We start from the raw sequence: 7675 nt of genomic DNA, 5'->3' as shown, positions 1-7675 counted from the left end.
TCCTGCGCTTCCGTGGTTTGACTTCATGGCTTTTGTGGGGGGCGTCTGTTTCTACAGTTATTTTTGGAGTGCTTTTCCTCTACAACGAGCCTAACGCCTGGGTGCCTCGGTGGAAACTTAACCTATCCTTTGCGAACTTCCTCGCTGCTGCCGTCTGCATGACTTTCGCCACTCTCCTCTTCCTCCTGGGGCGCTGGCTAGGCCGACAGGAAGACACCGAGACGTGAGGGGACTGGCAGAAAACTCTTCTTTTTTGCCAACCTTTGGAAGCCGATCTCTGTAGAGGGGGATGGCTCTTATCTGTGAGCGGGTTTTTCGCTAGGGCAAGAAAAGGTCAATCCTAGGCTCAATTCGCTAAGTGCGGAAGATGCGGGAGTGGTACAGCTCGTTACTCCTCTATCGTCCAGTAGCGCTGGTTCGATTGGATAGTTCGAACAATTCTGATTTGTGAAGCGAGAGTATAGTACACACTAATTTCTTCATCATGGGAGTTATCAACCCGAACTCGACACACATATATAAAGCCGAGCCAACGATTTGGGCTGTCTGCGTAGCGATCAAAATAATTAATCCAGTTCCCACAGAGGCTACCCTCCATCTGTTTCGCAGTTTCATCAAACTCTTTCTGTCGTTGTTTCAGCATGTCGGAGGCGAGCAAGTCGAGTTGGTTGCTCGTGCCGTAAATAATCAACCATAGAGGCCAGCGGGTGAGGGGAATGGAGAGGAGGAGCGCCAAAATGGCAAGGAGCGCGTTGCGCTGGCGTGTTAGCGTGCGAAAGTCGCGGCGGAGACGGGACTGGTGTGTCCAGGCGAGTGCACCAAAAAGGATGGGCGCGAGGGAGATGGTTGCGCCTGTCCAGGTGGTCTGACTCCGGACACCTAGTGCTGATAGTAGAAAAACACAAAGGACTGGAGAGAGAACAAGCCCGAGCCCCATTTTTAGTGTGATCCGCATATCGCAGTATATCAGCCAAGGTTAATATCTTGACTGCGTTGCTTTTCTGCCTCTCTCTGGCCCCTACTTCCACCTTCCCTTCCGCCGTCCGATAAGTTTACTTTACAGCTCACCAGTTCGGGAGTTTCCGGTGAGACAATACTGAGACGAGAGAAACAAGGTAAGCTTTCCGTCACCGGCCAGAATGCACTGCTAAGTGGTCTCCTGGCCTCGGTTCATATCATCAGCATGTCGATCCTGATCTTTACTCTCCCTGGCTTCTCTGTGGCACTAGGGGCCGTTTTCGCCGTATACTATACTCATAGTCACGTAGGAAACTACGGATTAAAACGATCTACTCCACCGGGAGTGAGGTCGTTTTTTTGTTTTGTGCCCCGATTCATCTGTCCGTGCCCCGCCCTTTTGGGCTACCAATCAAGCGGAGATGATAGATTACCAAACTCAAGTCCTCTTACGTTTTTTGGTACGAAGATTAGGTAGATGAGTTTCTCTCACTGCAGATATCCACCGGCTCAGGGAGCGGGCGGCGAAGCTCACTCCCCGACCATCCCTCCAGGGAGTACCTCGAAAACTGTAGATTTCTCATGCAAGTTGAAGACAATGCTACCCCAGCCCTCCTACCCCGTTTTGGTTCAGCGACGGTGGAATGTCTATCTGCGCCCGACCCGAGAGCCGAACTCGCGGAGCTTCCTGCTCGTTAGCTCGGCGACCCGGATTTTCTCTCCGCTGGGCACGGTTCTATCCTGGAAGACAATCCAGTCCCAACCACCTTTCGCGACCGTCAGCACGATACCCTCACCCCCTTGGTACTGCATCTCTTTTGGCGTGGCCTTACGCCAGGCACCCTTAACTTGCTTCTCGGGAGGGTCGTTTTGATACAACTGCCAGACGTAAGTACCATTGAGACGAATTGTGAGTTCGCCCCCTTTTGCGGCGGACTCGCCTTGCTGGAAAGCCCGATTGTTAATAACGACCCCCACTCGCCCACCAATAACATCCATGCTCCAGGTATCCATCAGGAAAACTTGCTTCGTAGGTGGCCCGTAATTGTCCGCAAGGGCAAACTTCATCTCGGAGCTGGTGCCTACTTTACTGAGCTGTTTGGAAAACTCAGACAGCGGCTGATAGTGAAAGTCAACACCACGGCGTTTTACCAGCTCGACAAGCTCTTTCTTAATCGCCTCCTGATTCGGATTCTGAAAGGGACGATCCCCCAGTCGTGTGCTGAGGTAGCTGAGCACGTCTTCTTTTGTCAGTAAGCTTGCCTGCGCGGATTGCCGGATTGCCTGACTGGTTCTTGGCACGGCTACCAGGGGGGCCAGTGCAAGGCTAAGAACAACTATTTTGAATAACTTCATTGACTTCCTATCGCCTGATTAAGGCATTCTCAAAAAAAGGGGTTGGCTCCGAGAGGTCTCGGTGCTATTGAAAACATTGAGGGGGTCTTGGCTTGTTTCTGTTGGCGGCGATAACCCAGCTGCAGTTGTTCGCCGTTCAACAATTGCATTCGACCAGGAGAATTGGCAAAAGGAAGTTCCTTCATGGCGTTGTTTGTCATATTCTCTCAACAATATACTTTTTTCTAGGTCCAAAGGTCTTTGCGTACCTGCGATTACGCCCAGCTCAGCCAGCCATTGATATCTACACCGGATGTCAGTGAGGAGAGCACGCGAGTTCGTCCGGTACCGTCGGCGTTAAAGATATCAATGAAATAACCATCCACCCCGGCACTGTAATTTCCGAACGCGATCTGGCGACCATCGGGACTCCACACGGGAGAAAAGCTGAGTTGCATGGATTCCGGCGTGCTCTTGGTAAGGTTGGTGACCGTGCCCGATCCATCCGCATTCATCACGCAGGTGTCATAGACTCCGATGTTCCCGCCTCGTGTAAACGCAATCTTCGCACCGTCGGGGCTCCAGTTAGGCCCATAATCATAGGCTTGGGAGGCGGCAAGTTTTTGCGGGGAGCCAGAGCCGTCCGCGTTGATGACATTGATTCCCGCCATTTCTGGCCTCGCGGGTTGCCCTTGACGGTCGCCACTGTCCAGATAGGCGAGCTTGCTACCATCGGGACTCCAGGTAGGATATTCGGCAAAGACGGTGGCTGGGTCGGTCACGCGGGTCAGGCCCGTGCCATCGGCGTTGATCACGTAGAGTCGCGACACGTTAAAATACAGCAAATCATACGTCCCGCCTGAGGAATGGAATGCTATCTTTTGTCCATCTGGGCTCCAGATCGGGTTACGGGGCTCACCAAGGAAGGGAAGGGGAAGGTTCACGACGCCGCTACCATCCGTGTTCATCACATAAAGGTCGTTGCCACCCGATTTCGAGGAGCTAAACGTGATCCGACGGCCATCGGGGCTTAAATCAGGCATTTGATCAAACCAGGGAGCATCAGGGGTGACCTGGGTCAGTCCCGTACCATCCGCGTTCATCATGTAGATACGATCAAGAGCACCTTGTGTGAAACCCTGGAAGCAGATTTTGCCTGCGGAGAGCACGGTCACGGGTACTTGATAGGCTTTGCCGGACTCACTCTCAGTTGCCTTGAGGGTCGTGCTGCCGTTGGAAACAGCGCGTAGCTGCGCCGTATCGCCGTTGGCTGTAACCGAAACAACAGCCCCGTTGGCGCTCTCCCAAACCCACTTTGTCGGGTCGGTCAGCACGAGGTTACCGTCGGCGTCCTCCGCGCTGGCTGCCAAGTCCAGCACCTCGTTGAGCCGGAGCGAGATCGTCTCGTCTTCCGCACGACTGGTGGCCCGACCGGGGAGAGGATTGTTTCGGTTAAAACGCACTCGGCTGATCGTGCTTGCAAGAGTCACGGACACGTTGTTGACAGCATCTTGCCTCAGAACCAAGTCCGCCGTGCCCCGTGCCTGCGCGATTCCTAGCCCGCCCGCTGACGGATGCGCTGAGACCACGAATCGCGCCGGGCCGAATGGGAGTGCGCTCAGTGTAACCATCACGGTGTTAGTGGAGCCGGGACCCGTGAAGCGCTCGACGACTTGCTCCTTGTAAAGGCGGTCATAGATCGGGCCGTTGTCGCCATAGACATAGAAAAGGAGCTTGACACTCGCGGTGCGCGACGGGATCAGGCGGGATGATTCCGGCCAGACAATCGTGAATTGCAGGACGCCGCCTCGGCCAGCAGGCACGGCGCTCGCCGCGTTGTTGCCCCCGCCGCAGCCGGTAAGGAGCATCGGTGCCGCGAGCGCACCGCCGCCCGAGAGCATTAAAAATCGCCGCCGTGTCAGCGCTTTCGCGCCATCGCCGGGCAAGTAGGGAGAATCCATGGTGTGTTTCCTTTACTGAACGCCGACGTTGACACCGGTGGTATCGGGATAGAATTTGTCGAAAAGGTTCTGGCGCACTTCGATCAGGTCGGGAAACTCCCGCGTGAGGAATGTCGTATCCTTAACCACCACAGCGCTTCCGACGGTGGCTTTGATTCCCAGACCCGCCTTGACACTGTTGCCAGGGGGAGCTGACTGACGCTTGAGTTCGATATCCGCGTAGCCGTCGCACTTGAGGAACGGTCCCGCCAGGCCCAGCAGGCGAAGGGACAGATCCGCCCCCGGCCCGACAGCGCACTTGAAGGCACTTATCTGGTTGAACTGCAACGCGGTCATTTCGACTTTGTGGCTGGTAACGGGTTCCACACCTCGCGCGGGCGTGTAGGTGAAACCCGACTGGAACGTCAGGGCGATTCGAGGAATCTCGAAGCCGAACTCGATCTTTCCTTCGCGGTTGAAGAAGATATCGAGTACCGGAACATAGGGAATCGAGACGGGGATGCCACCAAATAGCGCGACGATGTAGAGCGTGGGGCCGACCAGCGTCTTGAGTTTGACACGCCCCGGACTGGACGCCAGCTTTTTCACGACAACGACCTTGAAGTCGGCGCGGATAAGTGTTGTGGGGACGTAGCGATACGCCTCAAGCACGCCCTCGCGGATGAGGATCTGGCAATCTATATTGAACTTGAAGGTGACCGAGCCTTCACAGGTAACCCCGTTGTCCTTGGTTCCGGCCAGAACCAGCTTTGTGAGAACGATCTTGAACTCACGGGAAGTGTCGTCCGCTCGGCCACGACCACGTCCCGGGGGAACGAACTGCACATCGGGATCGTCGGGGGTGAGGTCCGTGAAAGTGGCGGGATCGTAGTCGACTTTGAGGCGCAGGTCCGCCTGTTTGAAGGCATCCTCAAGAGTGGCTGGCTCGGTTTGAACGACCACGCCGCCCGATCCATCGGGAGTGGTGCCGACAACTTTGAGGAGGAATCCCTCGGCCATGGTGCTCAAGATCACCTGTCCGGGAGCGAGTGGCGGTACGCTCCCGTGCAAAGTGAGCTGGGTGGCGGTGCGCCCGGTGACGCTGACCGAACCGTCGGCGGGCAACAGGACGGCATTGGGTTGCAGGATGGCGGGCAGCGGCGTGTCGCCTCCGCCTCCGCTGCCTCCACCACAGCCCGCTAGTAGTAGCACGCCACTGCCAAGCGTCGAGAGAAACTGCCGCCGCTCTAGCGTGAGGTGACCGAGATTACGATAAGGCAATTGCACTTTGTGCTGAGCCATTCCATTGCTCCTTTCGGAAGTCCGCGTGACGCATAGGTCATGCGCTTGGGAACTCCCTTCCAAGACAGATGGATGGTGCCTGCATCGCAGGGCATAATGGTCAAGAGGAGTGATGTCGTGTTTCGACATCCAACCAGGTGTCAGCGCGCCCAGGGGAGTGGAGCTAGCTTGAAGCAACTATACTCTTTCTGATTGAATATTGCCAGTCACCCAGAGCCTTTTCACGAATCGGGTCGCTGTCCAAGAGGATCAAGCAACAGGCTATTATTGGGGGCCATCCGTGGCCTTCAAGGTTGTGCATGCATATGTGAAGATTGTAGACCCGGCGTTTTCCTGGACACTTGTCCTATCGTCGCTTTGGCGGAATCCACTCTGAAGGTTCCTTTCGGGAGACACTTGGGCGTGGAGCGCTCCTGTGGGTGAGAGCTCCCCAAGGCGCTCTGGCGGGTACAATCAGCCATGCCCACTCCCTTCGACGCGACCACCAAAGAGCTGGTACGATTCCAGCCAGAAGACTGGCTCGCGCTCCTCGGACTACCACCGGAACCCTGTGAACTGGTTGACGCAGACTTGGCAACCGTCTCCACAGAAGCCGACCGACTCATCCGCGTCAATTCTGCCAAGCCTTACCTCGTCCATATTGAGTTTCAGTCGGGGCACGATGGATACTCAGTGCCGGGGCGGATGCTACGCTACAACGTCTTGGCGGGAGAGCAGACCGGCCTCACAGTTCTGAGCTATGTCATCCTACTCAGACCCGAAGCCGATAGCCCCGCTCTCACAGGGATCGTCGAGCGCCTCCGTCCCAACGGAACCCGTTACCTCGGCTTCGAGTTCGGCGTGATCCGGCTCTGGAAACTACCCGTGGCTCAGGTACTCCGCGGCGGCCTGGCAACACTTCCCCTGGCTCTGCTCGGAGACCTTGCCGGCACCAGCCCCGAAGAGGTAGTCCAGCAAGTGGCAGAGCGTCTGAGTACAGAGGTCGCACCTGAGAGCATCCGCAAGCTGTGGACCTCGACCTACCTCTTGGCGGGATTGCGGTACGCACCCGAAATTGCCGGTAAACTATTGGAGAAAGTAGCAGCACAGATGAAAGAATCCATGACATATCAGAAGATCCTCGCCGATGGTCGCGAGGAAGGCATCGCTCAGGGCGTGATTCAAGGTGTGGCTCAAGGTGTTGCGGTGGGCGAACGCCGTCTCTTCTTGAAGATGGCTTCGCGCCGCCTGGGTGAGCCCGATGCGGCAACCATCGCCAAGGTTGAGCTGGCCTCGGCTCTTACGATTGAGAAGTGGGCGGAGGCATTGGATCAGGTTGAGACTTGGGCCGAACTAGTGCCGATGTCTGTATCGTAATCACTCATGTCTGACCCTCTCGCTTTAGCACTGGAGCAGATATTGCGAGAAGAAGGCCTGGCCGAGGGTCGAGCAATAGGAATCGTCGATGGAATGCGGCGAATCCTTCTGATTTATGGGCGACATCGGCTGGGTGATCCCAATGGGGAAACTCTAGCGGTTATCGAGGCAGCACCAAGTGAACTGATCGAGCAGTGGGCTGATGTAATTGATGTTGTCGCGAGCTGGAGCGACCTCGTCAAAGCCTGACGAACGACAGCGATTTCGATGGCGTGAGTAGTCTGTGCGAGGAGGCATAGACCGCTCGCGCCATCTCGTTTTTTGGAGCGTTTTCCGCCCCTTCCCCATCTACCCATAGTCAAACAAACGGTTGTTTAAGTGAGCAAGATATCTAAGTCGTAGAGGGTTTGGAAAGCGACACCACTAGGACTTTATCCACCCGATGGCCGTCCATATCCAGAACCTCGAAACGATAATCAGACCACTCAAAATGATCGCTAGGCCCCGGGATTCGCTCCATGCGCGACATGACAAACCCACCCAGCGTGGCGTAGTCACGGCTATCTTCAGGCTCTTCCCTCAGCTCAAGCACATGGACGAACTCATCTACAGGAAGCATCCCATCGAGCAGCCAAGAGCCATCTTCGCGCTTGACGGCGGAGAGATCTTGCTTCTTCGCTCCATCCGTTCCAATCTCTCCCACGAGTGCTTCCAGAAGGTCGTGCAGGGTGAGCAGCCCGACGGTGTTGCCGTACTCGTCTACGACCAGCCCCATCGAGCGCGAT

8 protein-coding genes are annotated in these 7675 nt (G+C 56.0%); 3 read left to right on the top strand and 5 right to left on the bottom strand.

Annotation, left to right across the window (positions count from 1 at the left end):
• Positions 1–227, top strand: a 227-nt coding sequence (locus RMO15_RS30675; RefSeq protein WP_309722238.1) for a hypothetical protein, incomplete at its 5' end; no start/stop codon positions are given.
• 161 nt (positions 228–388) lie between these two features.
• Here the strand turns inward: RMO15_RS30675 and RMO15_RS30670 are convergent.
• The 4 genes from RMO15_RS30670 to RMO15_RS30655 all read right to left on the bottom strand — a co-directional run bounded on the left by RMO15_RS30670 (position 389) and on the right by RMO15_RS30655 (position 5534).
• Positions 389–955 carry a hypothetical protein gene (locus RMO15_RS30670; protein WP_309722235.1) on the bottom strand — a complete coding sequence of 189 codons (567 nt, stop codon included), beginning with the start codon at positions 953–955 and terminating at the stop codon, positions 389–391.
• A gap of 650 nt (positions 956–1605) precedes the next feature.
• The gene (locus tag RMO15_RS30665) at positions 1606–2313 is read right to left on the bottom strand and encodes a hypothetical protein (protein WP_309722231.1); all 708 of its coding nucleotides are present in this window, start codon (positions 2311–2313) and stop codon (positions 1606–1608) included.
• A 254-nt stretch (positions 2314–2567) separates the two neighbouring features.
• Complete coding sequence (locus RMO15_RS30660; protein WP_309722227.1) at positions 2568–4253, bottom strand: hypothetical protein; 1686 nt, start codon at positions 4251–4253, stop codon at positions 2568–2570.
• Between the two features lie 12 nt (positions 4254–4265).
• On the bottom strand, positions 4266–5534 hold the full coding sequence (locus tag RMO15_RS30655; RefSeq protein WP_309722224.1) for a hypothetical protein: 1269 nt from the start codon (positions 5532–5534) through the stop codon (positions 4266–4268).
• Positions 5535–5993: 459 nt separating this feature from the next.
• On the opposite strand from RMO15_RS30655, the gene RMO15_RS30650 reads away from it, so the two are divergent.
• Together RMO15_RS30650 and RMO15_RS30645 are read left to right on the top strand one after the other, a co-directional pair.
• Complete coding sequence (locus tag RMO15_RS30650; RefSeq protein WP_309722221.1) at positions 5994–6890, top strand: hypothetical protein; 897 nt, start codon at positions 5994–5996, stop codon at positions 6888–6890.
• 6 nt (positions 6891–6896) lie between these two features.
• Positions 6897–7139: a hypothetical protein gene (locus RMO15_RS30645; RefSeq protein WP_309722218.1), complete on the top strand. Its 243-nt coding sequence runs from the start codon at positions 6897–6899 to the stop codon at positions 7137–7139.
• A gap of 142 nt (positions 7140–7281) precedes the next feature.
• Here the strand turns inward: RMO15_RS30645 and RMO15_RS30640 are convergent.
• Positions 7282–7675: transporter associated domain-containing protein (locus RMO15_RS30640; protein WP_309722215.1), on the bottom strand; the 394-nt coding region annotated here is incomplete at its 5' end.

This window comes from Armatimonas sp. (assembly GCF_031410135.1).
Classification (GTDB): Bacteria; Armatimonadota; Armatimonadia; order Armatimonadales; family Armatimonadaceae; genus Armatimonas.
This window is presented reverse-complemented; position numbering and strand designations above follow the sequence as displayed.